Annotated in this window: 24 protein-coding genes and 1 tRNA gene; 12 read left to right on the top strand and 13 right to left on the bottom strand. The window is 71.2% G+C overall.

All coding sequences use genetic code 11. The annotated features are described in order from the left end of the window. Window positions 1-152 precede the first annotated feature (152 nt). Complete coding sequence (locus BLW00_RS22610; RefSeq protein ID WP_245741752.1) at window positions 153-815, bottom strand: nucleoside/nucleotide kinase family protein; 663 nt, start codon at window positions 813-815, stop codon at window positions 153-155. Between the two features lie 197 nt (window positions 816-1,012). Between BLW00_RS22610 and BLW00_RS22605 the strand changes: the two genes are divergently transcribed. After that, entirely contained in the window at window positions 1,013-1,741 is a 729-nt protein-coding gene (locus tag BLW00_RS22605) for an SDR family oxidoreductase (protein WP_092558564.1), read from the top strand. Between the two features lie 59 nt (window positions 1,742-1,800). Further along, the gene (locus tag BLW00_RS22600; RefSeq protein ID WP_407650990.1) at window positions 1,801-2,778 is read left to right on the top strand and encodes a LacI family DNA-binding transcriptional regulator; all 978 of its coding nucleotides are present in this window, start codon (window positions 1,801-1,803) and stop codon (window positions 2,776-2,778) included. Window positions 2,779-2,868: 90 nt separating this feature from the next. Here the strand turns inward: BLW00_RS22600 and BLW00_RS22595 are convergent, their stop codons facing one another. Together BLW00_RS22595 and BLW00_RS22590 are read right to left on the bottom strand one after the other, a co-directional pair. After that, window positions 2,869-4,017, bottom strand: a complete 1,149-nt coding sequence (locus BLW00_RS22595; protein WP_092558560.1) for a Gfo/Idh/MocA family protein — start codon at window positions 4,015-4,017, stop codon at window positions 2,869-2,871. Then, complete coding sequence (locus tag BLW00_RS22590; protein ID WP_092558558.1) at window positions 4,014-4,886, bottom strand: class I fructose-bisphosphate aldolase; 873 nt, start codon at window positions 4,884-4,886, stop codon at window positions 4,014-4,016. The genes BLW00_RS22595 and BLW00_RS22590 overlap by 4 nt, the downstream gene beginning before the upstream one ends. Before the next feature lie 133 nt (window positions 4,887-5,019). Between BLW00_RS22590 and BLW00_RS22585 the strand changes: the two genes are divergently transcribed. Both BLW00_RS22585 and BLW00_RS24300 read left to right on the top strand, forming a co-directional pair. Next, on the top strand, window positions 5,020-6,075 hold the full coding sequence (locus BLW00_RS22585; protein WP_092558556.1) for a carbohydrate kinase family protein: 1,056 nt from the start codon (window positions 5,020-5,022) through the stop codon (window positions 6,073-6,075). Window positions 6,076-6,217: 142 nt separating this feature from the next. After that, on the top strand, window positions 6,218-7,492 hold the full coding sequence (locus BLW00_RS24300) for a LacI family DNA-binding transcriptional regulator (RefSeq protein WP_175494577.1): 1,275 nt from the start codon (window positions 6,218-6,220) through the stop codon (window positions 7,490-7,492). A 69-nt stretch (window positions 7,493-7,561) separates the two neighbouring features. Here the strand turns inward: BLW00_RS24300 and BLW00_RS22575 are convergent, their stop codons facing one another. Then, window positions 7,562-7,858 carry a hypothetical protein gene (locus BLW00_RS22575; protein WP_092558552.1) on the bottom strand — a complete coding sequence of 99 codons (297 nt, stop codon included), beginning with the start codon at window positions 7,856-7,858 and terminating at the stop codon, window positions 7,562-7,564. Between the two features lie 72 nt (window positions 7,859-7,930). On the opposite strand from BLW00_RS22575, the gene BLW00_RS22570 reads away from it, so the two are divergent. The 6 genes from BLW00_RS22570 to BLW00_RS22545 all read left to right on the top strand — a co-directional run bounded on the left by BLW00_RS22570 (window position 7,931) and on the right by BLW00_RS22545 (window position 12,095). After that, a tRNA-Cys gene (locus BLW00_RS22570) sits at window positions 7,931-8,001 on the top strand. Window positions 8,002-8,048: 47 nt separating this feature from the next. Beyond that, on the top strand, window positions 8,049-8,453 hold the full coding sequence (locus BLW00_RS22565) for a TOBE domain-containing protein (RefSeq protein ID WP_092558572.1): 405 nt from the start codon (window positions 8,049-8,051) through the stop codon (window positions 8,451-8,453). Further along, complete coding sequence (gene modA / locus BLW00_RS22560; protein ID WP_092558550.1) at window positions 8,450-9,292, top strand: molybdate ABC transporter substrate-binding protein; 843 nt, start codon at window positions 8,450-8,452, stop codon at window positions 9,290-9,292. The genes BLW00_RS22565 and modA overlap by 4 nt, the downstream gene beginning before the upstream one ends. Before the next feature lie 119 nt (window positions 9,293-9,411). After that, complete coding sequence (locus tag BLW00_RS22555; protein ID WP_092558548.1) at window positions 9,412-10,287, top strand: ABC transporter permease; 876 nt, start codon at window positions 9,412-9,414, stop codon at window positions 10,285-10,287. Beyond that, on the top strand, window positions 10,284-11,564 hold the full coding sequence (locus BLW00_RS22550; protein WP_092558546.1) for a sulfate/molybdate ABC transporter ATP-binding protein: 1,281 nt from the start codon (window positions 10,284-10,286) through the stop codon (window positions 11,562-11,564). The genes BLW00_RS22555 and BLW00_RS22550 overlap by 4 nt, the downstream gene beginning before the upstream one ends. Window positions 11,565-11,720: 156 nt before the next feature. After that, window positions 11,721-12,095 (top strand): iron chaperone, encoded by a 375-nt coding sequence (locus BLW00_RS22545; protein WP_175494575.1) that lies wholly within the window; start codon window positions 11,721-11,723, stop codon window positions 12,093-12,095. Between the two features lie 21 nt (window positions 12,096-12,116). Here BLW00_RS22545 and BLW00_RS22540 read toward each other — a convergent pair whose 3' ends face one another. Genes BLW00_RS22540 through BLW00_RS23700 form a run of 4 tightly spaced genes read right to left on the bottom strand, consistent with a single transcriptional unit; the run spans window position 12,117 to window position 14,854 of the window. Then, entirely contained in the window at window positions 12,117-12,674 is a 558-nt protein-coding gene (locus BLW00_RS22540) for a CDP-alcohol phosphatidyltransferase family protein (RefSeq protein WP_175494573.1), read from the bottom strand. Continuing rightward, window positions 12,671-13,384, bottom strand: coding sequence for a hypothetical protein (locus BLW00_RS23705; RefSeq protein ID WP_175494571.1), 714 nt, complete (start codon window positions 13,382-13,384; stop codon window positions 12,671-12,673). The genes BLW00_RS22540 and BLW00_RS23705 overlap by 4 nt, the downstream gene beginning before the upstream one ends. Before the next feature lie 31 nt (window positions 13,385-13,415). Continuing rightward, complete coding sequence (locus tag BLW00_RS22535) at window positions 13,416-13,910, bottom strand: nitroreductase family deazaflavin-dependent oxidoreductase (RefSeq protein WP_092558540.1); 495 nt, start codon at window positions 13,908-13,910, stop codon at window positions 13,416-13,418. Between the two features lie 38 nt (window positions 13,911-13,948). Beyond that, on the bottom strand, window positions 13,949-14,854 hold the full coding sequence (locus BLW00_RS23700) for an aggregation-promoting factor C-terminal-like domain-containing protein (protein WP_245741751.1): 906 nt from the start codon (window positions 14,852-14,854) through the stop codon (window positions 13,949-13,951). Window positions 14,855-15,196: 342 nt separating this feature from the next. Here BLW00_RS23700 and BLW00_RS22525 point away from each other — a divergent pair, with 342 nt between their 5' ends. Then, entirely contained in the window at window positions 15,197-16,039 is an 843-nt protein-coding gene (locus BLW00_RS22525; RefSeq protein ID WP_092558538.1) for an NAD(P)H-hydrate epimerase, read from the top strand. A gap of 21 nt (window positions 16,040-16,060) precedes the next feature. Here the strand turns inward: BLW00_RS22525 and BLW00_RS22520 are convergent, their stop codons facing one another. The 3 genes from BLW00_RS22520 to BLW00_RS22510 form a co-directional block, all read right to left on the bottom strand. Next, window positions 16,061-17,242 (bottom strand): cation:proton antiporter, encoded by a 1,182-nt coding sequence (locus BLW00_RS22520; protein ID WP_092558536.1) that lies wholly within the window; start codon window positions 17,240-17,242, stop codon window positions 16,061-16,063. Window positions 17,243-17,252: 10 nt separating this feature from the next. Then, a complete protein-coding gene (locus BLW00_RS22515; protein ID WP_092558534.1) occupies window positions 17,253-17,747 on the bottom strand; it encodes a cation:proton antiporter regulatory subunit in 495 nt (164 codons plus the stop codon). A 373-nt stretch (window positions 17,748-18,120) separates the two neighbouring features. After that, window positions 18,121-18,612, bottom strand: a complete 492-nt coding sequence (locus tag BLW00_RS22510; RefSeq protein ID WP_092558532.1) for a MarR family transcriptional regulator — start codon at window positions 18,610-18,612, stop codon at window positions 18,121-18,123. A gap of 95 nt (window positions 18,613-18,707) precedes the next feature. Between BLW00_RS22510 and BLW00_RS22505 the strand changes: the two genes are divergently transcribed. Beyond that, window positions 18,708-19,769, top strand: coding sequence for an ATP-dependent DNA ligase (locus BLW00_RS22505; RefSeq protein WP_092558530.1), 1,062 nt, complete (start codon window positions 18,708-18,710; stop codon window positions 19,767-19,769). 10 nt (window positions 19,770-19,779) lie between these two features. Here the strand turns inward: BLW00_RS22505 and ligD are convergent, their stop codons facing one another. Both ligD and BLW00_RS22495 read right to left on the bottom strand, forming a co-directional pair. Beyond that, complete coding sequence (ligD, locus tag BLW00_RS22500; protein ID WP_092558528.1) at window positions 19,780-20,817, bottom strand: non-homologous end-joining DNA ligase; 1,038 nt, start codon at window positions 20,815-20,817, stop codon at window positions 19,780-19,782. A 93-nt stretch (window positions 20,818-20,910) separates the two neighbouring features. Next, window positions 20,911-22,446, bottom strand: coding sequence for an SPFH domain-containing protein (locus BLW00_RS22495; protein ID WP_092558526.1), 1,536 nt, complete (start codon window positions 22,444-22,446; stop codon window positions 20,911-20,913). Window positions 22,447-22,545 lie beyond the last annotated feature (99 nt).

The raw sequence follows: 22,545 nt of genomic DNA, 5'->3' as shown, positions 1-22,545 counted from the left end.
GGTGGGGGGCGGTCGGGGCGGCGGTGGCGGATCGGGAGGGGGCGGTCAGGCGGGCGAATCGGGGTGCGGGTGGCGGCCGGGGTGGATGGGGTGGGGGGCGGTGGCGGATGGGGTGGGGGTGGATGGGAGGCGGAAGTGGCTGGGCGGCCTCCTCAGAGCACCGTGGTCAGGTGCAGCAGCAGGTCGGCGTTGGTGCGGGTGGCGTCGACCACGGCCGCGTTCTTCTCGTCGACCTCGCGCACCCAGTCGGCCGAGTCGGCCGGCGAGTGCCCGTAGGAGACACGGCGGCGCACCAGCCGATCGCGGCGGAGTTCGGGCGAGACGTCGACGAACCACGATTCGTGCAGGTGCTCGCGCACCGCGCTCCAGCCGTGGTCGTCGGCCAGCAGGTAGTTGCCCTCAGTGATCACGAGCGGAACGGATGCGGGCACCGGCACAGCGCTGCCGATCGACTCCTCGAGGGCACGGTCGAACACCGGCGCGTAGACGGTGTCCGCGCCCGACGGGCCCAGGCGCCCGAGCAGGGCGACGAACCCGTCGACGTCGAAGGTGTCGGGAGCGCCCTTGCGGTCGCGGCGGCCGAGGCGCTCGAGCTCCTGGTTGGCGAAATGGAAGCCGTCTTGGCCCACGAGCACGGCCTGGCCGCCGAGACCGGCGATGAGCGCCGCGCACAGCGTCGACTTGCCGGCGCCCGGCGTTCCGGCGATGCCGAGGATGCGCCGCTCACCGCTCGCGATGAGCGCTCGGCACCGCTCGAGCAGGTCGTCGAGAGTGACGGGAGTCGCGTCGCTCTGGTCGCTCGGGTGGTCGCTCACCGGTGTCCTCCTGGTCGTCGTCGACGGGCTCGGACCGTGCCGGGATGACGGTCCGCCGGGCCTACCGTACGCAGGGCCGGGCATCCGTGTCAATCGAAATGACACCGGTGACACGAATTCTCATGACACGGGTGTCATCCGCGTCATTCCGTGGTTATGATGGTGCGGCCACCACCCCTCGTTCGAACGGAAGAACCATGACTGACTTCACCGGCCGCACCATCCTCGTCACCGGCGCGTCCGGCGGCATCGGAGGCGCGACCGTGCGCCACCTCGTCGAGGCGAACGCCACCGTGCTGGCCTCGGGCCGCAACGTCGAGCAACTCGAGAAGGTGGCCGCCGAGACCGGCGCGACGCCGCTTCCCTTCGACCTCACGAGCGAAGACAGCATCCGCGAGGCCATCGAAGGTCGCGACATCTGGGGCGTCGTCAACTCGGGCGGCTGGGGCGGCGAGATCGCCACCCCGCAGGATTCCGACATCGAGGTCTTCGACAAGGTCATGGTCATCAACGCCCGGGGGTCGCTGCTCGTCACGAAGTACGCGTCGCGCGAGATGATCCGGCAGGGCTTGGGCGGCGCCATCGTCAACATCTCGAGCCAGGCCAGTCTCGTCGCCCTCGTGGGCCACATCGCCTACGGGTCGTCCAAGGCTGCGCTCGACAACATCACCCGGGTCTCGGCCCTCGAACTGGGCCCGTTCAACATCCGCGTGAACAGCGTCAACCCCACCGTCATCATGACGCCGATGTCGGCCTGGTACTGGGGACGCCCCGAGATCGAAGGACCCTACCTCGAGCAGATGCCCCTCGGCCGCTGGGCGACCGTCGACGAGATCGCGGCCCCGGTGGTCTTCCTGCTGAGCGACGCTGCGAGCATGATCTCGGGCGTCTCGCTGCCCATCGACGGCGGCTTCACCGCCCGCTGATCAGATCCGGATGCGCGCCACGGGCGGGCATCCGAACCCCGGGAGGGCAGATGGCGACAATGCGCGACGTGGCCGCGGACGCGGGTGTGAGCCCGAAGACCGTGTCCCGGGTGCTCAACGACGACCCGCACGTCTCCCCCGCGACGCGGGAGCGGGTGGAGCGATCGATGCGCGCGCTCGACTACGTGCCGAATGCCTTCGCCACCACCTTCCGCTCCGGCCGCTCCCCCGTCGTCGGTGTGGCGGTGCCCGACATCGTCGACCCGTTCTTCGCGGCGATCGTGAACGCGGTGGAGGAGGCAGCCCTCGCCGACGACCTCTCCACACTCGTCACGAGCCTCGGCCACGACCCCGCCCGGGAGCGGCCGGCGCTCGAATCGGTGGTCCGGCGGCAGCTCTCGGGGCTCGTCGTGGCGCCGACCACGAACGATCACCGCTATCTCGCGGCCTGGGCGGCCCGCATCCCGATCGCCTTCGTCGACCGCGCGCCGGGCGGGCTGGTGGCCGACGCCTTTCTGCAAGACGACCGCGGCGGCGCCCGGGAGGCAACCGCACACCTGATCGGGCATGGGCACACACGCATCGGCTTCCTCGGCGACGCGCTCTCGGCGCCCACCATCGCCGCCCGGCTCGAGGGCTATCGCGACGCGCTGGCCGAGGCGGGGCTGCCGTTCGACCCCGCGCTCGTGGCGCTGGGCGCGGCGACCCGACCGGGAGCGGCCGATGCTCTCGCGCAGCTGCGGGCGCCCGAGCTGGGCGTGACCGCGGTGTTCTCGTCGGATGCGCGCTGCACGATGGCCGCGGTGCCGGCGATCACCGCGCATCCGATCGCCCTCACCGCCTTCGGCGACTTCCCGCTCGCCGACTCGCTCACGCCGTCGATCACGGTCGTCGCCCAAGACCCTGCGGCGCTCGGGCGCCTGGCCGCCGCCCGCCTCGTGGAGCGCGCCGCGCATCCGGGCCGCCGCCTGCGCCGCACCACCGTGCTGCCCGTCGCCCTGGTCGAGCGCGACTCCTGCCGGATCGCCCCAGCCTGAGCCCCCACCCCCGCCGATCCGTCACTTGATGCCGCTTTGATGGGGTCTAAGCGGCATCAAGTGACGGATCGCCAGGGGTAGTGCGCGGGGTCAGAGGGTGACCGCGCGTCCCTCCTCGTGCGACTGGAGCGCCGCCCGGTAGATGTCGTGCGTGAGTGCCGCCTCCTCGGGGCGGGCGGCGCCGAAGCGGTCGCCGAGCGAGCCGTGTCGTTCGGCGAGGAACGCCGCCCACATCTGCAGGATCGAGTCGGAGAAGCCCGACTCGAAGATCGGCCCGGTCACGGTCGGCCACACCGACTGGCTGCCCACGTCGATCTGCTGCCAGACCTGCTCGCGCCCGCCGCCGGGCACGTCGACCACCGCGAACACTTCGACCGACTTCGGGTTCTTGGTGCTGAACCGCACCCCGCCGTCGAGTCCGATGGCCTCGAACTCCCAGGTGTTCTTCTGCCCCGGAGCGATCCGCTTCGTCTCGGTGGTGAGCGGGAACTGCACGCCCTCGTGCCGGGCCCGGCTGTGCAGCACCGCGTTCTCCCAGGTGTCGCAGGGCACGAGCGTGCCGTCGGGGCCGGGGCGCTCGGGCACGAGATCCTGCAGCACCGCGTAGACCGACTCGGGGGCCCAGCCGAGCCGCAGCGGCACGTGCCAGGTGTGCATGCCGAGATCGTTGAGAACCCCGGCCTCGCCGCAGAACTGCTTCTGCCGCTTCCAGTTCACGGGCTTCGACAGGTCGAGGTCGCTGGAGTGCAGAAAGCTGTTGCGCGCCTCGATGATGGTGCCGAGCGCCCCCGAACGCACGTAGTCGATGGCCAGCTGCGCCCCGGGGAAGAACGGCATCTCGCTCGAGCAGCGCACGAAGCTCTCCGGATGCGCGGCCATCTCCGCCAGCACGGCCTGCGCCGCGGCGCCGTCGATGCCGAACGGCTTCTCGGCCAGCAGGCTCTTGCCGCTGGCGATCACGTCGCGGTAGATCTTCTCGTGCAGGTCGTGCCGCACGGCCACGTACACCACGTCGATGCTGTCGTCGGCGAGGATGTCGGCGTAGTCGGTGGTCTTCGTGACCACCGTGTCGATCTCGTCGAACCAGTCGAGCGCGGCGGGATTGATGTCGCACACCGCGGTCAGCCGCGGACGCACGGGGTGGTCGATGAGGGCGGGCCAGCGCTGGATGGCGGCCGCGATCTCGCGCCCCATCAGCCCACCGCCGACGATGGCGACGTTGACGCGTTCGGCACTCATGCCTGCACCGCCCCGGACTCGGCGCGCGCGGCATCCGACTCGGCCAGGATCGCGAGACCCTGTTCCACGTCGGCGCCGTCGTGGAGCACCGCGAGCAGCGCAGCCGTGATGCCGGCCGGGTTCTCGTGCTGCACGATGTTGCGCCCGTAGACGATGCCCTGGGCGCCCGCGGCGAGCACGGCGACCGTGCGCTCGAGCAGCGTGCGGTCGTCGACGCGCCCGCCGCCGCGCACGAGCACGGGCACGTCGCCCGCGACCTCGATGACGCGGCCGTACTGGCTGAGGTCGTCGCTCGGGTCGGCTTTGATGAGGTCGGCGCCGAGCTCCACGCCCTGGCGCACGAGGGTCACGATCTTCTCGATGTCGCCGTCGACCATGTAGCCGCCGGCGGTCGAGTTGTCCTGCATCACGAGGGGCTCGATCATGAGCGGCATCCCGTAGCGCGTGGCCTCGCGCCGCAATTCGAGGATCGAGCGGATGTTCGCCTCGCGCACCTCCGGGTGCCCGGGCAGCTCCATCAGATTGACGCACACGGCGACCGCATCCAGTCGCACCGCTTCTTCGATGGCGTGCGGCACGTGGATGCTGAACAGCTGCGAGTCGAGCGGGTTGCCGTAGACGTTCGCGATGTCGGTGCGGAGCACCAGACCGGGCTTCTGCTTGCCCGGCACGCTCTGCAAGCGTCGCGCCTGCCCGATGGTGAGCTGCACGGCATCGGGGCCGGCGTCGACCAGGGTGCGCACCACCGCGTCCATGTTCTCGATGCCCGTGACGAACGAGCGTTCCCCGAAGAAGCCGTGGTCGACGGCCACGTCGAGCGCCCGGCCGGAGCGCGGGTTGAAGAGGCGATTGAGGCGGTACAGCGTCATTGCGGGAACTCCTGATCGTGGGGTGTGATCGGCCGGGGGTTTCGTCGACCCCTCTCGATGTGTCACAGTAATACCTGCGAGACAACGTTGTCTAGCCGGAATCGCCGGCTCGTCTCGACGCGGAAGGAGCGGCATGACCGCAATGGTGGTGGCCGGACACATCTGTCTCGACCTCACGCCGCAACTCGGCGCGAGCGCACGACTCGACCCCGGGCGGCTGATCGACGTCGGCCCGCTCGGCATCGGGCTCGGCGGTTGCGTGGCGAACACCGGGCTCGCCCTGGCCGACCTCGGCGCCGACGTGAGCCTGCACTCGACCGTCGGCGACGACGAGCTGGGCCGCATCCTGGCCGACACCGTGGCCCGCCGCCCGCGCCTGCACTCCGACCTCCACGTGGCCCCCGGTCGCACCACCTCCTACAGCCTCGTGCTCGAGCCCGCCGGGCACGACCGCACCTTCTGGCACCACACCGGCGCCAACGCCGTCTTCACCGGCGACACCCTCGACGTCGGCGACGCACCTCTGCTGCACGTCGGCTATCCGCCGCTGCTGCCTGCCCTCCTCGACGACGGAGGTGCTCCCCTCGAGCGACTGCTCCGGCGGGCGCGCGAGCGCGGGGCGACCACGTCGCTCGACCTGGCGGTGGTCGATCCGTCGTCGGAGGTCGGATCGGTCGACTGGACCGGCGTCCTGCGCCGGGCCGCCGCGATGACCGACATCCTCAGCCCGAGCCTCGACGACCTCACCTCGGCGCTCGGCGCGACTTCGGGCATCCCGCCGCTTCCCGCGGCCACCGCCGCTCAGGCCTACGCCGACCTGCTGCTCGGCTGGGGAGCCGCCGTGGTGGCGATCTCGGCCGGAAGCGATGGCCTTCTCCTCCGAACGGCGAGCGCCGAGCGGCTGCAGCGGGGAGGGCGCCTGCTGGCACCGCTCGCGTCGAGCTGGGCCGACACTTCGCTGCGGGTGCGCCCGTTCCTGGTCGAGCGGGTCGTGACGACGAACGGCGCCGGAGACGCCTCGACGGCGGGTCTGCTCTTCGCCGTCTCCCGCGGGGCCTCGCCCACGCTGGCGGCCCACACCGCGGCGGCGGCTGCGGCGGCCGTGATCTCAGGGCGGCGGCCGACCGCCGAGGTGATGTCGGGCATCCTGCCCGCCGCGGCGAACCTCTTCGCGACCGTGGAGGGCTGATGGCGCCGGGCGGCGCATGGGCCGGGGCGCGGCGCACGGGGCGGGGCCGCGCAGGGGACACCGGACGGCACGGCGCGTGGGCCGGGGTGCGGGACGGCGCGGCGTCACCGTCGCGGGGCGGGCGGCGGGCACGATGATCGACATGCCCAAAGCGCCCACCATGAAGGATGTCGCGGCGGAGGCGGGAGTGAGCCTCAAGACCGTGTCGCGGCACGTGAACGGGGCCACGAACATCGATCCGGTGCTCGCCGGCCGGATCGCGGCGGCGATCGTGACGCTCGGCTATCGGCACAACCTGGCCGCGGCGAGCATCCGGCCCGGGCGCTCGGCGAAGGTGATCGGTCTGGTGATCAGCGATCTCGGCAACCCGTACTGGTCGGCGCTGGCCCGTTCGGTGGAGCGGGTGCTGAGCGAGAACGGCTATCTGCTCATGACGGTGAGCTCCGAGGAAGACGCGGAGCGGCACCGCCTGCTCGTCGACCGCCTGATCGCGCAGCGCGTCGACGGGCTGATCGCCGCCCCACCGCGGCGCGACGGGCTCGACTGGGCGCGGTCGGCGGCGGCCGCCCTGCCGCTCGTGGCGATCGACCGGCCGGTGCTGCCGTCGGAGGCCCGGCCGGCCGACGACGGGTCTGCAGACGGCGATCGCCCGGGCGGCGCCTCTGCAAACAGCCCCGCCCTCCTGGGCGGCGCCTCCACGAGCGGGCACCCCAACCCGGACGGCACCGCCACGAGCGGGCACCCCGCCCCAAACGGCGCCTCCGCAAACGGGCACGCCACCCATGGCAGCGCCTCCGCGAGCAGCCATGCCACCCCGGGCGGCGCCTCAGCCAGCGACTGGGCCGACGCGGTCGCGGTCGACACCGTGCTCGCCGACAATGCGGGCGGGGCCGAGGCCGCCACTCGCGAACTGCTCGCTCAGGGCGCGCGGCGGGTGCTCTTCCTCGGCGACTCGCTCGAGCTCTACACGATGCGCGAACGCCTCGAGGGGTATCGGCGGGCGGTGCGCGGCGCCTCCGGTGGAGCCGAGAGCGACGCCGACGACCTCGTGGTCACCTCGGCGCACACCGCCGCCGAAGCGGCCGACGTCGTCGGTGCTCTGCTCGGCACCGGGCGGGCCGACGCCGTGTTCGCCGCGAACAACCGTTCCTCGATCGGCGCCCTGGAGGCGTTCACGCGCGCCGGCATCCGGCTCCCCCTGATCGGGTACGACGACTTCGAGTCGGCGACGCTCGTGCGTCCGGCGGTCTCGGTCGTCGCGCAGGACGTCGCGCTGATGGGCGAGACCGCGGCCCGCGCACTCCTCGCTCGTCTGACCGGCACGGCCGAAGCCCCAAGGGTCACGGTGTTGCCGACGCAGCTGATCCTGCGCGGATCCGAGCTGTCGCCTCGCGAACCTTCCCGATCCGCCCGGTGACCGTCCCGATCCGCCCGGTGAATCGAGTCCGGGGCGGGGGGCGACGCGACTCGACGAACGAGCGGCCGGTCAGTGCGCTCGCGGCTCGTCCAGGTCGAGACGGATGCGCCCTCCCGCGATGCCCCGGTCGCCGTCGGGCGTGGGAGCGGGCGCCACGAGGCGCTGCTCGACGTCGATGGCGTCGCGGGCCAGCGCGGCGTGCGGGTTGAACACCTCGTCGTAGGCCGCCGTCATGAGTCCGGCGCCCGGCGCACTCGCGCCGCACTTCTCCGGATGCCGGCGATACCAGGCGCCGAGCGCGAACAGGCCCACCACGACCGCGGCGAGCGCCACGACCACGGAGACGACCACGAGCGTTCCCGACATGGGCCGAGACTACCCCCGGCGTAACAATGACACCCCTGTGCGTTCGCTCGACTAGTGTCGACCGCACACCCCGGCGCCTTGGCGGAGTGGCTACGCAGCGGTCTGCAAAACCGTTTACACGGGTTCGAATCCCGTAGGTGCCTCGTTTTCAGCGTCCTTGATCCGCACGTGCGGCAGTAGCATGGATTCCATGTCGCAAATTCGGATCAAAGACGCCGCCGCCTTCCTCGGCGTCAGCGACGACACCGTACGTCGCTGGATCGACTCCGGTCTGCTCGAGAACAGCAAAGACGCATCCGGTCGCACCGCGGTCGACGGCCTCTCGCTCGCGCGACTCGCTCGCAAGAACGCCGTGCTGCCGGCCGATCCGTCGGAGATCGGGCGCAGCGCCCGCAACCGCTTCGTGGGGCTCGTCACCGGGATCACCCTCGACACGGTGATGGCCCAGGTCGAGCTGCAATGCGGCCCGCACCGCGTCGTCTCGCTCATGTCGAGCGAAGCCGTTCGCGAACTCGGCCTCGAACTCGGCTCCGTCGCCATCGCCGTCGTGAAGGCCACGACGGTCATGATCGAGACCCCCGGAGGCAACGCATGACCCGCGTGGCCACGAGGAACGCGGTCGCCCGCATCGCGGTCGGGCTGCTCGCCGCATCCGTCGTCGCGGTGCTGGCCGGATGCGCGGGGTCGGGTTCCGGCACGAATGACGGCCCCGGGGCTTCCACGCCGACATCCGCGACCCCCACCGCCGGCTCGCTCCACGGCTCGATCACGGTCTTCGCCGCCGCTTCGCTCAAACAGACCTTCACCGATCTCGCCGCGCGATTCGAGGCCGAGAACCCCGGCACCACCATCGAGCTGAACTTCGCCGGATCGAGCGACCTGGTGACCCAGATCACCGAGGGTGCGCCCGCCGACGTCTTCGCCTCGGCCGACGAGAAGAACATGTCCAAGCTCACCGACGCGGCTCTGATCGACCCCGCCGCGCCCGTCGACTTCGCCACCAACGTGCTCGAGATCGCGGTGCCGCCCACCAACCCCGCGGGCATCACCTCCTTCGCCGATCTGGCCGCGCCCGGCGTCAAGCTCGTGGTGTGCGCCCCGCAGGTGCCGTGCGGAGCGGCCACCGTCGCCGTCGAGCAGGCCTCGGGCGTGACACTCTCTCCGGTGAGCGAGGAGTCGTCGGTCACCGACGTGCTCGGCAAGGTGACCTCGGGCGAAGCGGATGCCGGGCTCGTCTACGTCACCGACGTCAAGTCCGCGGGCGACGCCGTGAAGGGCATCGAGTTCCCCGAGTCGAGCGGAGCGGTGAACACCTATCCGATCGCCGTGGTGAAGGACTCCGCGGAGGCGGAGGTCGCGCAGGCCTTCGTCGACTACGTGACAGGCTCGGTGGGCCAGAGCGTGCTCGCCGATGCCGGATTCGGAGCACCCTAGACCGCGCGCCGCCAGAGAGTCGTCAATTCGGGAGGACGTGGAGCGAAGCGGGCCCGAATACGGCCTCGCTTTCACTCTCCTCCTCCCGAAATCACCGCCACCCCGATCGTGAGGCTCCGATGACCGCCACACCCTCTGCATCCGCCCGCTACGCCGGCGTGCCTCGGTGGGTCGCGGTCGTCGCCGCGGTCGGCGCCCTCTTCGTGGTGGTGCCGCTCGTCGGGATGGTCGTGCGGGTGAACTGGGCGCAGTTCATCCCGCTCATCACCTCCGAGTCGTCGATCGATGCGCTCTGGCTCAGCCTCCGCACCTCGCTCACCGCGACCGCACTGTGCATCCTGCTCGGCGTGCCGATGGCGATCGTGCTGGCGCGCACGCAGTTCTGGGGGCAGAAGATCCTGCGATCGCTCGTGCTGCTGCCCCTCGTGCTGCCGCCTGTGGTGGGGGGAATCGCGCTGCTCTACACCTTCGGCCGCCGCGGGCTGCTCGGGTCGACGTTCGACGTGCTCGGCATCGAGATCGCGTTCTCGACCACCGCCGTCGTGCTGGCGCAGACCTTCGTGGCGCTGCCGTTCCTCGTGCTGAGCCTCGAGGGAGCCCTGCGCACGGTGGGCACACGCTACGAGGCGGTCGGGGCCACACTCGGCGCGGCTCCCACGACGGTGCTGCGGAGGATCACGCTGCCACTCGTGCTGCCGGCCCTGCTCTCGGGCGCGGTGCTCTCGTTCGCGCGGGCGCTCGGTGAGTTCGGGGCGACGCTGACCTTCGCGGGCAGTCTGCAGGGAGTCACGCGCACCCTGCCACTGGAGATCTACCTGGAGCGCGAGACCGATCCGGATGCCGCGGTGGCACTCTCGCTGGTGCTGGTGGTGGTGGCGATCATCGTCGTGAGCATCGCGCACCAGGCCGGGGAGTCGGGACCATTGCGGGGCGGACTGCGGGCGGCGCCTGCCACGACAGCACCCACGCCCGTGCGGAAGAGCGGGGCGGCATGAGCCTGGAGTTCGGCGCACGTCTGGCCGAGCGCGGGTTCGACGTCTCCCTGTCGGTGGCCGAGGGCGAGACCGTGGCGGTGCTCGGGCCGAACGGCGCTGGCAAGTCGACGCTGCTGAACGTGCTCGCCGGGTTGGTGCGCCCGGATGCCGGCCGGGCGATGTTGGGCGAGACGGTGCTGTTCGACGTGGGGCCGCGCGACGGCGGAGCACGGGATGATGCGGGGCGGGGCAGCTCCGGCGCACCGGAGCACGCGGGGCGGGGCGGCGGCGGTCGCCGCGACCCGGGCAGGCGGCGGTGGCTGCCGCCGCACGAGCGCGGGGTGTCGTTGCTGGCCCAGGAGGCGCTACTCTTCCCTCACCTGAGCGTGCTCGACAACGTGGCGTTCGGCCCGCGCAGCCGCCGCGGCGCGCGCCGGCGGCCGAGCACGGGCGACGCGAACGAACTGGCGGCGCGTTGGCTCGACGAAGTCGACGCCGCCGAGCTCGCCGATCGCAAGCCGGCCCAACTCTCCGGCGGGCAGGCGCAACGTATCGCGGTCGCCCGCGCCCTCGCATCCGACCCCCGCCTCCTCTTGCTCGACGAACCGATGGCCGCTCTCGACATCGCCGTTGCGCCCGCCCTCCGCCGCATGCTCCGGCGCGTGCTCGACGGGCGCACGGCGATCATCGTCACCCACGACATCCTCGACGCCTTCACCCTCGCCAACCGCGTCGTGGTGATGGACGGCGGCCGCATCGTCGACATCGGCCACACCCGCGCCGTGCTCGAACGCCCCTCGAACCAATTCACCGCGGGCCTCGCGGCCCTGAACGTGCTGATCGGGGTGGCGGATGCGTCGCAGCCGGCGACGCACATCGCGGATTCGGCACTGGCCGACGCGGCCGGCTCCCGCGAGCCGGAGTGGGGATCGGTCGTGATCGAGGGCGGGCAGCGCATCGTGGCGGCCGCCGACGAGCCGCTCGTGCCCGGCGCACGCGCCGCAGTGGCCGTGAGGCCGGCCCTCGTCTCGGTGGAGACCTCACCGCCCTTCGCCGACACCTCCGCCTCCGCAGCAGCCATCTCCGCGGCGAGTGCGCGCACCACCGCCTCCACCACAACGAACATCGTGCCCGGCACCGTGCTCGACCTCGAGCCGCGCGGCGACGTCGTGCACGTGCGCACCGAGCGCATCGCCGCCGACCTCGCCCCCGCTGAGGTCGCCGCCCTCGACCTCACCACTGGAGTCACCGTGCTCTGCCGTTTCGACGCAGCCGACGCCGTCGCCTATCCGCTCTGATCCCGTCGACACCGGCACCGGCACCGGACGCGACCGCCATAATGCACAGAATGCGTGGCACCGGGGTCCTATGAGGCGTCGGTGGTGCTCATTCCCTGCATTGTGGCGGCCTCCATCGGGAAATACCCTGAAACCAAGCCGATCGAGGAGGATCACGTGCCACGCGGATACGCTGCCGAGACCGTCGAGGAGTACCTCGCCGCCGTGCCCGACGAGCAGCGCCCGGCGCTCGCCGCCGTGCGCGCGGCGCTGCTGGCGGCGATCCCGGACGCGACCGAGGGCATCTCTTACCAGATCCCGATCTTCTCCTACCGCGGCAAAGGCCTGCTCGGTCTCTCCGCCGCCCAGAAGCACTGCAGCCTGCACCTGATGAGTCCACCGCTCGCCAAGGCGCTCGAAGCCGAGGGCGCACTCACCGAGGGAAGACTCTCGGGCGCCACCGTGCAGTTCCCGAACGACGCCCCGCTGAGCGAAGCCACCGTGCGTCTCATCGTCGAGCGGCGGATCGCCGAGGTGGATGCCCGCGGCTGACCGGCCCGGGCCCGAGGCCGCTCAGCCCGCGTCGGCCTTTTCGGAAGGTCGCGCCGGAGCCCGCAGCAGCGCGTAGGTGTACTCGAGGTTCGCGATGGCGTGCAGCACGCATCCGGCGCCCACCACGATCAGCGCGAACAGGTTCAGCCCCGCGTTTCCGGGCCAGAACGACGCGATCACGAGCAGCAGCGGGAACCCGACCATGAGCAGCACGGTGCGGAAGCGCCCGATCCACCGCACCTTCACGATGCCGGGCTTTCGCACCAGGATGGTGATTCCGAGCAGCAGATCGCTCAGCAGGATGACGATCGCCATCCACAACGGCACCAGCGCGGCCACCACGAGCGTGGCGCACACCACGAACTGGCTGACGCGGTCGGCGATCGGATCGAGTTTCTTGCCGAGATCGGTCTGCTGGTCGAAACGGCGGGCGATGAAGCCGTCGGCCCAGTCGGTGATGCCGAGCACGACGAGCGTGATGAGCGCCAGAAGCGGGTTGCGAAATACCAGGAGCAGCACCACGAACAACGGGGTGAGGATGAGGAGTCGCCCGAACGAGATGGCGTTGGGCACGTTCACGCTTCGGGCAGCGCCTCGGTCGTGATGATCGATCCGGTCCAGCCCTCCTGGGCGGCGATCACTCCGGTGAGTTCGGCGTTGATGTAGAGGATGCCCCCGTCGGCTCCGGCGGAATGGAAGTAGGAGTCGCTGAACACCGAGTCGCTCAGCACGACCTTCACGTTCGGATACGTCTGCACGATGCGCGCGATCGCGCGTTCCGGATCGGACACCCCTCCTCCTCTCGGCAGCCAGCGCTTTCGATAGCTTGAACCCAGCTTACTTCCAGGGGGAGACATCGATGGAGTTCGCGACCGCATCGCTCGGCGGCGGCATCGCGGTGATCCGCGGCGACGGGCGATTGAACACGGTCTCCAGACCGCACCGGCCCTGCGCGACAGTGACGTCGTCGGGGCGCGAGCGGATGCCGCGAGCTCGGCGAAGCGGGCGACGGCGGCGTGCGGCGAGGACGTGCGGCGCACGATCGCCGAGAGGCGGTGGCCGTGGCCGGCAACCGCGTAGTCGATGCGACCGGACGCGGTGTCGACGACGGCCTGGAAGAGGGTGGCGACGCTGCCGACGCTCCCGAGGTCGCCGGCGAGCTTCGCGTTGACCGCCCCGACGGCGCTCACGCCGTCGGCGCCGGTGCGCGATGGGAACGCGGCTCGCACCGCTGCCGTCAGGATGGCGCCGGCCGCGCCGGTTCCCCCATCCGCACGTTTTCGCGCCATCCTCCGCGTCCGAAGCGCGAAGACGTGCGGCTCAACGCCCGGAGGCGACGGGCGTGAGGCGGAAGATGCGCAGCGTGCGACCGGATGCGCGTTCGTAGCCCCGATAGCCCGGCCACTGCCGCTCGATGTACGCCCACACCGCTTCCCGCTCGTCGTCGCCGATCAGGATCGCGCGCACGTCGACGTGTTGACCGTGCAGGCTCACCCAGGCATCCGGATGCGCGAGCAGATTCGTACTCCACGCCGGGTGGTGCGGTCCGGCGAAGTTGCTGCCGGTGACGAGCATCCGCCCTCTGGGCTCCGGACAGTACATCAGGGCCGTCTCGCGTTCGAGGCCCGACTTCGCGCCGGTGGTGTGCAGAACGAGGGAGGGCACGAGCAATCCGCTCAACTGCACGCGCCCGCGCGTCAGCCAGGTCATGCCGCGCTCGAGCGGTGGCATGATCGTGGGCCCCACCCGCCGGAAGAACCGGCTGCGCGAGAATCGCGCGACCACCCGCCGCACCCCTCGAACGATCGACGCCATGCCCTCACGCTAGTGCGAAGGCCTGGCATCCATCGGGATCAGTACCAGTTCACGGACTGCGAGTGTCCCCACGCGGCGCACGGGGTGCCGTAGCCGCGGGCGATGTAGTCGAGGCCCCAGGAGATCTGGGTGACGGCGTTCGTGGCCCAGTCGTCGGCGATCGACGACATCTTGCTGCCCGGCAGCGACTGCGGGATGCCGAAGGCGCCGCTGCCGGCGTTCTCGGCCTGGTAGTTCCAGTCGGACTCCTTGGTCCAGAGCGAGTCGAGGCACTGGAACTGGTCGTCGCCCCAGCCGTACTGGCTGGCGGCCATCTGCGCTGCGACGGTGCGGGCGCCGTCGGGCGTGTTGGCGGCTGCGATCGCGTCGGCCGCGGCCTGTGCGTCCGCCGCGGCCTGCGCGGCTGCTGCGGCTGCGGCATCCGCTGCGGCCTTGTCGACCGCGGCGGCCTGTGCCTTGGCCTGGCTCGTGACCGTGACGGCGGTGTTGGTGAGAGTCTGCACCGTGGTGGTGTCGAGGTACGGGTAGTTCGCCAGGGAGGCGACCGAAGAGATGAGCGGGGCGGTGTCGACCTTGCCCTTCACCGTGGCCAGCACGGCGGTCGCCTGGGCGACCGTCTCCTCGGCGCGGGTGTCGGCCCGCTCGGTGGTGCGCTGCAGCAGCTCGGCGTGCTCGTCGACCTTCGGAGCGGTGGTGGCGCCGGCCGAGGCGGTCGAGCCGGCGGCGTTCTCTGCGTTGGCGATGGCCGGATTCGCGAAGGAGGCGAGCGTCACCAGAACGGCGGCCGCCGCGATGCCGGCGAACGGGGCGATGACGGAGCCGCGCTGAGGGCGGAGCGAGCGGCGCGTGACCGCGGATTCGGTCGGGGCCGGGGCGGTGTTCGGGGCGGTGCTTTTCTGCGGGGTGAGCGTTTCGGGCGTGGTCTTGCGGGGAGCGTTGAACATGTTTTCCAATGGTTGAGCCATGGGTGCATGCGCACGGATGCGCTCGGGAGCACTCCTGCCGCAGAACTCGCTTCTCGAGCGGGCGCGGCGGAACAGCGCGACGAAGGGTCGCGGGTCCGCGCGGCAGTTGGCGGTGACGGTCGGTGTCGGGTTACCGGGAAGCCGGCACGGCTTCGGCGGTAGCGTTCACGGAGATCCGGGGGGGGTATCGGGTGTTCGGGTTTCCCGGGGCAAACGATTGAAGCAACAAGTATGTGCGGTGATCCTGAGAGGTTTCTCCACGTGACCAGGCGTTTCCCGATCGCGGTTGCGCCCCTGCCGTGACCGGCCGACGATGAGGGCATGATCCGCGGATACACCGCCCAGCAGGTGCGCGAGGCCGAGAGACCGCACCTGGCCGCCGGCGAGCCACTCATGCAGCGGGCCGCGCAGGCGCTCGCCGACCGCATCCTGCAGCTGCTCGAGTCCCGGCCCGATGCCCCACGGCCGCGGGTTCTGCTGCTCATCGGCTCGGGCGACAACGGGGGCGACGCGTTGTTCGCCGGGGCTCGCCTCGCGCGCTCGGGGGTGTTCGCGGGCGCGGATGTCCCGCGTCGCACCGTGGAGGTCTCCGCCCTCGGTGTGGGTTCGCGGATGCACGAGGCCGGCCGCGCCGAAGCGCTCACCGCGGGAGTGCGCTTCGTCGACGCCGACGCCGCGACCATCGACGCCCTTGGCCGAACCGACACCGCCGACACCGCCCTCCGCTCCCCTGCCGAGGCCCCGCGCGAGTTGCCGGCCCGCGCGACATCCGACTACGACATCATCGTCGACGGGATCATCGGCACCGGAACGTCCACGGGCTCCCCCGCTCTCCGCGGCACGGCCCGCGCGGTGGTTCTGGCCATCCGCTCCGGTCTGGGAGAGCGCGCCGGGGCCGACGGTGACATCGGCGGCCCGACCGAGGCCACCCACGCACCCGGACCGATCGTGGTGGCGGTCGACATCCCGAGCGGTATCGACCCCGACACCGGCGCGGTCGCCGACGACGCGGTGCTGCCGGCCGACGTCACCGTCACCTTCGGCGGCATCAAGGCCGGCCTGCTGCTGGGTGCGGGCGCCCGCCTGGCAGGCCGGGTCGACCTCGTCGAGATCGGCATCGAGAACGATCTCGCCGCCATGACGCCGGTCGTCGACCTCCCCTGACCCGCCCGGGGTTCACCCCGACTAGCTCGCGATGGCCCGGCGACGCCGCCGCACCGCATCCTTGAACCATGCCGTATCGGGAATACGTGCCAGGAACGGCCCCACCACCACCGTGATCAGCACGTAGGCCGTCGCCAGCGGCGCCAGCCTCGGCTCGACCCCGGCCGAGAGCGCCAGTCCGGCGATCACGATCGAGAACTCTCCGCGCGGCGTCAGGGCCAGGCCCGCGCGCCACCGCCCGGGCACCCCGATCCCGGCCCGCCGCGCCGCGATGTAGCCCGAAGCCACCTTCGTCGCCATGGTCGCGACCGCCAGCAGGGCGGCCGGGATGAGCATGGCCGTGAGTTCGCTCGCATCCGTCGTCAACCCGAAGAACACGAAGAACACCGCGGCGAACAGGTCGCGCAACGGCGTCAGCACTTGGCTCGCCCGCTGCGCGACCCGCCCCGAGACCGCGATGCCCACGAGGAACGCCCCCACCGCCGACGAGACGTTCACCTCGGCCGCGAGCCCGGCGACGAGCATGGTGAGGCCGAGCACCCCGAGCAGCAGGGGCTCCGGATGCTCGGGCGTGAAGATGCGCGAGATCACCGAGCCGTGCCGCAACGCGATGTAGAGGATGACGGCCACCACCCCCACGGCGATGGCGACGGCGATCGCCCCTTGCAGCAGGCTCACCCCCACCACGAGCGCCGCGAGGATCGGCAGGTAGAACGCCATCGCGAGATCTTCGATCACGAGGATCGCGAGCACCACGGGCGTCTCCCGGTTGCTCAGCCGCCCGAGGTCGCGCAGCATCTTCGCCACCACACCCGACGACGACACCCACGTCACGCCGGCGAGCGCCACCGCCGCCACCGGCCCCCAGCCCAGCAGCAGCGCGAGCAGCGCCCCCGGCAACGCGTTGAAGAGCCCGTCGATGAGCCCCGCCGTGCGCGACTGCCGCAGGTTGGTGAGCAGCTCCTGCGCCGTGTACTCCAGGCCCAGCAGCGCGAGCAGCAGGATGACCCCGATCTCCGAGCCGACCTGGAAGAAGTCCTCACTGGCGTCCAGGGGCACGATGCCGCCCTCGCCGAACAGCAGCCCGACCACGAGATAGAAGGGGATCGGCGAGATGCCGATACGGATGGCGAGCCTCCCCAGCAGGCTCATACCCAGCAAGAGCGCGCCGACCTCGATCAGAATCAACGTCGTCTCATGCATGGGCGGGCCCCTAGCCCGGGCCGTTGGCGATGATGTGGCTGAGGGCGTCGAGGCCCTCGCGCGTTCCGACCGCGACGATGATGTCGCCCGGTCGCAGGATGTCGGCCGGCGTCGGCGACGGGATGACCTTGGTGTCCCGCACCAGCGCGACGATCGACACCCGCGTGCGGGTGCGCGCCTTGGTGTCACCGAGCGGACGGTTGAGGTAGGGCGAGTCGGTGGGCAGCAGCAACTGCTCGGTGAACAGGCCCGCCGCGTCGCCGGCGAGGCTGGTGAGCCGGCTCATGGTCACCGAGCTGCCGAGCAGGTCGGCGAGCGCCGCCGCCTCGTCGTCGGTGAGGGGAACCGAGTCGCTCGAGGAGTCGGGGTCGTCGAGGTCGAAGAGGGCGAGATCCCGGTCGCCGTCGCGGTGCGAGACGACGCTCACCCGCCGCCCGTTCTCGGTCAGCAGGTCGTGCCGGACACCGATGCCCGGCAGGTCGACCTTCTCGATTCGCACGCCCACGAGGCAACGGTAGCAGGCGCGAGACCGGCTCCAGGGGTTGCGATCTCGCCGAAGGGGCGCACGATGGGGAGGAGGCACATCCTGCCGCGCTCGACGACCTCCCGATCCCCGCTCGTCGTCGACCACGGATGCGCGCCGCGCCGCCGCCGACCACGCGCGTCGTCCGTTCGGCCGGGCTCCGGATGACCCACGTGAGCCGTGCGACCCGCGCGACCCGCGTGTGCCGGATCACGGCGCACCCGACCACGGCCTCGATCCGACCCCGGCCGCCAAGGAGCATCCGAAGACCGTGGCCCTCGCCGTCGCCGCGGCAGCGGGTGTCGCCACCGGCGTCGTGGTCCTGGTGCGCGCGATCGCGAAGGGAGGGCGGCGCTCAGGCGCCGACGGCCCCCGACATCCGGTCGAGGAACGCCACCACGATCCCCCGCTCTTCGGCCGTCAGCGACTCGGCGACCTCGAGCATCCGCGCGTGCGCGTCGGCCAGCGCGGCCCGCACATCGCCGTCGGCACTGTCGGTGGGCATGAGGATGAGGGCGCGCCGGTCGGTCGGATGCGGGCGGCGTTCGATGTGCCCCGACTTCTCGAGCCGGTCGATCAGCGTGGTGGTGGAGGCGGAGGAGATGTCGAGCAGCTCCGCGAGATCCTTCGGGCTGATGAAGCGCCCGGTCTGCCGACCGCGGATCACGTGCCGCACGGCCAGGATGTCGTTCTCGCCCATCCGCATCTGCTGGCGGGTGCGGGCGCGCATCCGGGTCTCGGCTACGCGGTATCGTCGGAGCGCCTGCAGCACGTCGACGGCGGCCTGCGACTCAGGCTCTCCCGAGTACCAGAAGTGAGTGACAGAATCTCCCTCGGGCGCATCCATAGGCTCAACAGTAGACCGATCGCAACGTAACTAGATTACCTAGCGAAAATCCGACGCGACTGTCGCGCGCTGCCCGATCAGAGCATGATCGAGGCATGGCCTCCACTGCCCTCGCCACCGCCGCCGCCGTCTCCCCCATGCTCGCGAAGGCGGTCGACGCCGTCCCTGAGCCCGACCGCATCGACGGAGGGCTGAGCTACGAACCGAAATGGGATGGCTTCCGCGGCATCGTCTCGTTCGACGGCACCACCGTCGAGATCGCGAGTCGCGGCGCGAAGCCGCTCACCCGCTATTTCCCCGAGCTGGTCGAGGCGTTCGCACACCTGCTCTCCGGGCCCTGCGTTCTCGACGGCGAGATCGTGGTGCGCAGCGGCGCGCCGGGCGGTGAGAAGCTCGACTGGGAGCTGCTGTCGCAGCGCATCCACCCGGCCGAGAGCCGGATCGCCCTGCTCGCCGAGCAGACGCCCGCGATGTTCGTGGCCTTCGACCTGCTCGCGCTCGGCGACGAGTCGCTGCTCGACGCACCGTTCGGCGAGCGGCGCGCCGCCCTCGAGACGTTCGCGGCCGGACTCGGCGACCCCATCCACGTGTCCCAGGCGACGACGGATGTCGCGCTCGCCCGCCGCTGGCTCGTCGAGTTCGAGGGCGCCGGCCTCGACGGTGTGGTGGCCAAACCCCTCGCCGCGCCGTACGCACCCGGCAAACGCGTGATGCTCAAGGTGAAGCACCACCGCACCGCCGATGTCGTGGTGCTCGGCTACCGCGTGCACAAGAGCGGACAGGGCGTCGGATCGCTGCTGCTCGGCCTCTACGACGCCGACGGCGAACTGCGCAACGTGGGCGGCGCCTCGGCGTTCAGCGACGCGCGGAGGCTCGAACTGGTCGACGAACTGGCCCCGCTCGTGCTGCACGACGCATCCGGAGCAGCCGTCACGGGCGAGACCGAGCGCAGCCGCTTCTCGTCGGGCAAGGACGTCTCGTTCGTGCGTCTCGAACCCACCCGCGTGATGGAGGTGCGCTACGACCAGATGGAGGGGATGCGCTTTCGCCACACCGTGCAGTTCGACCGCTGGCGACCCGATCGCGATGCCCGCTCCTGCACCTTCGAGCAGCTGGAGCGACCGATCGCCTACGACCTGAGCGACGTCTTGGTGTGACGCCCCGGCATCACTCCGCCGACGCCGCCGGCTCCTTCTTCGCCCGGCTCGGCTGCACCCGCGGCGGTTCGCCCGGCATCTTGGGGTAGTCGGGCGGGAACGGCAGTTCGCCGAGCCCCGCCGCCAGGTCGCGTTCCCACCAGCCGAGCGCCTGCTCGATGGTGCCCGGATGCGCACCGAATTCGGCCCACGGGTCACCCACCGTCGCGAGACGCTCCGGCAGGGTGAGGATGGTGAACGTGCGCGGATCGGCGCTCTCCAACTCGTCCCAGGTGATCGGGCACGAGACGGGTGCGTGCGCGAGGGCGCGCGGACTGTAGGCGCCGGCCATGGTGCGGTCGCGGTTGGCCTGGTTGAAGTCGACGAAGATGCGCTCGCCGCGCTCTTCCTTCCACCAGTTCGTGGTGACCTTCTCGGGCATCCGCCGTTCGAGCTCGCGCGCGATGCCGATGACCGCGTGGCGCACCTCGAGGAACTCGTGCGTGGGCTCGATCGGCGCGAACACGTGCAGGCCGCGGTTGCCGGAGGTCTTGATGAAGGCGGTGAGACCGGCCTCCTCGAGCACCGCGCGCAGGTCGATGGCCGCGGGGATCGCGTCGTCGAAGTCGGTGCCGGGCTGCGGATCGAGGTCGATGCGCAACTGGTCGGGAAAATCGGAGGTCTCGGCGCGCGAGGGCCAGGGGTGGAACACGACGGTGTTCATCTGCACCGCCCACACCGCCGCCGCGGGTTCGTCGATCACGAGCTGCGGATGCGTGCGGGCGCTCGGGTAGACCACCGGCACGGAGCGCACGTAGTCAGGGGCGCCCTTCGGCGGGTTCTTCGAGAAGAACTGCTCGCCGTCGATGCCGCCCGGGAAGCGCTGCAGCGAGAGCGGCCGGTCGCCGTTGGCGGCCACGAAGGCCTCGCCGACCGTGATGATGTACTGCGCCAGGTCGCGCTTCGTGATGCCGGGCTCGGGCCAGATCACGCGCGAGGGGCTCGACAGCCGCACCTCCCGCGGTCCGTGCGGCCCCGGCACGGTCAGCATCTCGACTTCGCTCGCCATGGCCCCACGCTACCCGGCGCATCCTCTTTCGTCACCGACTCGTCCCTAACTGGGCCAAAAAGCGCCGGGAAGCCCCGTTCGGGACGAGTGGATCTACTCCGCGGGGGTGGAGGCGGTCGGGGCGGCGCGGGTGGGGGCGGGGGTTGCCTGCGCGAAGGCGGCGCCGGCCGCCGCGCCCGTGGCTCGGCCCGTGACGATCTCGGCGATGTCGATGCCCACGAGATCCTTCACGAGCTGCATCGACGTCGCCAGCTGGGCCGCCACGTTCTGCCCGACCTGGCCGGCACCCTCGCCGTCGCTGGAGATCACGGTCATGTTCGAGATCGCCGCCAGGGGTTCGGATGCGGCGCGCACGATGGCCGGCAACTGCCCGATCACCTGCTGCCGCAGCAGGTCGTCGGCGCGCTCCTCGAGGGCGTCGGCCTGCGCCCGGGTCGCCTCCGCCTCGGCGGCGCCCTTCACCCGGATGGAGTTCGCCTCGGCCTCACCCTCGGCCCGCAGTGCCTCGGCCGCCGCGATGCGCCGGTTCTTCTCGGCGATACCCTCGGCCTCGGTCGCCTCCGCGGCCGAGCGCCGGCGGTTGCGCTCGGCGATACCCTCGGCCTCCACGGCCTCGGCCTGGGCCTTGCGGCGGTCGCGCTCGGCGTTGGCGGCGGCGACAGCGGCCGCAGCATCCGCCTGCGCCTTCTTCTCCAGCGAGTACGCCTCGGCGTCGGCCACGGCGCGGATCTCTGCGTCGAGCTCCTGCTTGCGCAGGCCCACGCGCTTGCCGGCCGTGATCTCCTGCTGCGCGATGACCTCCTGCTGCGAGATCGCCTCGGCCAGCGGGCGGGAAGCAGATGCCTCGGCCCGCGCCTTGTCGGTCTCCTTCTGGATCTCGGCGTTCCGCAGATCGAGCTTGCGCTGCTGCTCGGCGACGGCCTGGTCGGCCTCGATGCGGGCCTCCTCCGAGGTGCGGCGGGCGACCGACTCGGCCACTTCGGCGACCTGCTTCACGCGCGCGGCCTCGGCGCGGCCCAGGTCGCGGATGTATCCGTTGTCGTCGTCGATCTCCTTGATCTGGAGCGTGTCGATCTGCAGACCCTGCACGTCGAGCGACTCGCGCACCGCATCGAGCACCTGGCCCTGCAGCGCCTGCCGGTTGGTGATGATCTCGGTCACCGTCAGCTGACCCACGATCGATCGCACCGAACCCGAGAGCACCTCTTCGGTCGACGTCTCGATCTGGTCCTGCTGGTTGAGGAAGCGCTGGGCGGCGGCGCGCACCATCGACTCCGAGCCGCCCACCTTCACCACCGCGACGGCGTTGACCTTGATGGTGATGGCGTCCTTCGTCTGCGCGGTGGCCTGCACGTTCAGTTGGCGGCTGCGGAGCGACAGCTTGAAGTGCGCCTCGACGATCGGCTTCACGAACACGCGCGATCCGAACACCACCCGCTGCCCGGCGTTCTCGGTCTCCTCGAGCGGCGTCTGGCCGGCTTTCACGGCCTTCTGGCGGGAGGTGACGATGATCGCCTCATCGGGCTTGGCGACTTTGATGCCGCGCAGCAACGTGATCACCACGATCAAGACGATGATCACGGCCACGGCGACGAGCGCGGCGATGAGGAGGGAGTCGAACGGGAACATGAGGCGGCCTTCCTGGCGGGAGCGGTCGTGACGGTGAAATCGTTCGGGGTCGATTCCGGTGCCTCCAGTATGTCGGGTCGACCGGGCCACGGGCCTGTC

The organism is Herbiconiux ginsengi (assembly GCF_900107435.1).
In the GTDB taxonomy this organism is placed as follows: Bacteria; Actinomycetota; Actinomycetes; order Actinomycetales; family Microbacteriaceae; genus Herbiconiux; species Herbiconiux ginsengi.
This window is presented reverse-complemented; position numbering and strand designations above follow the sequence as displayed.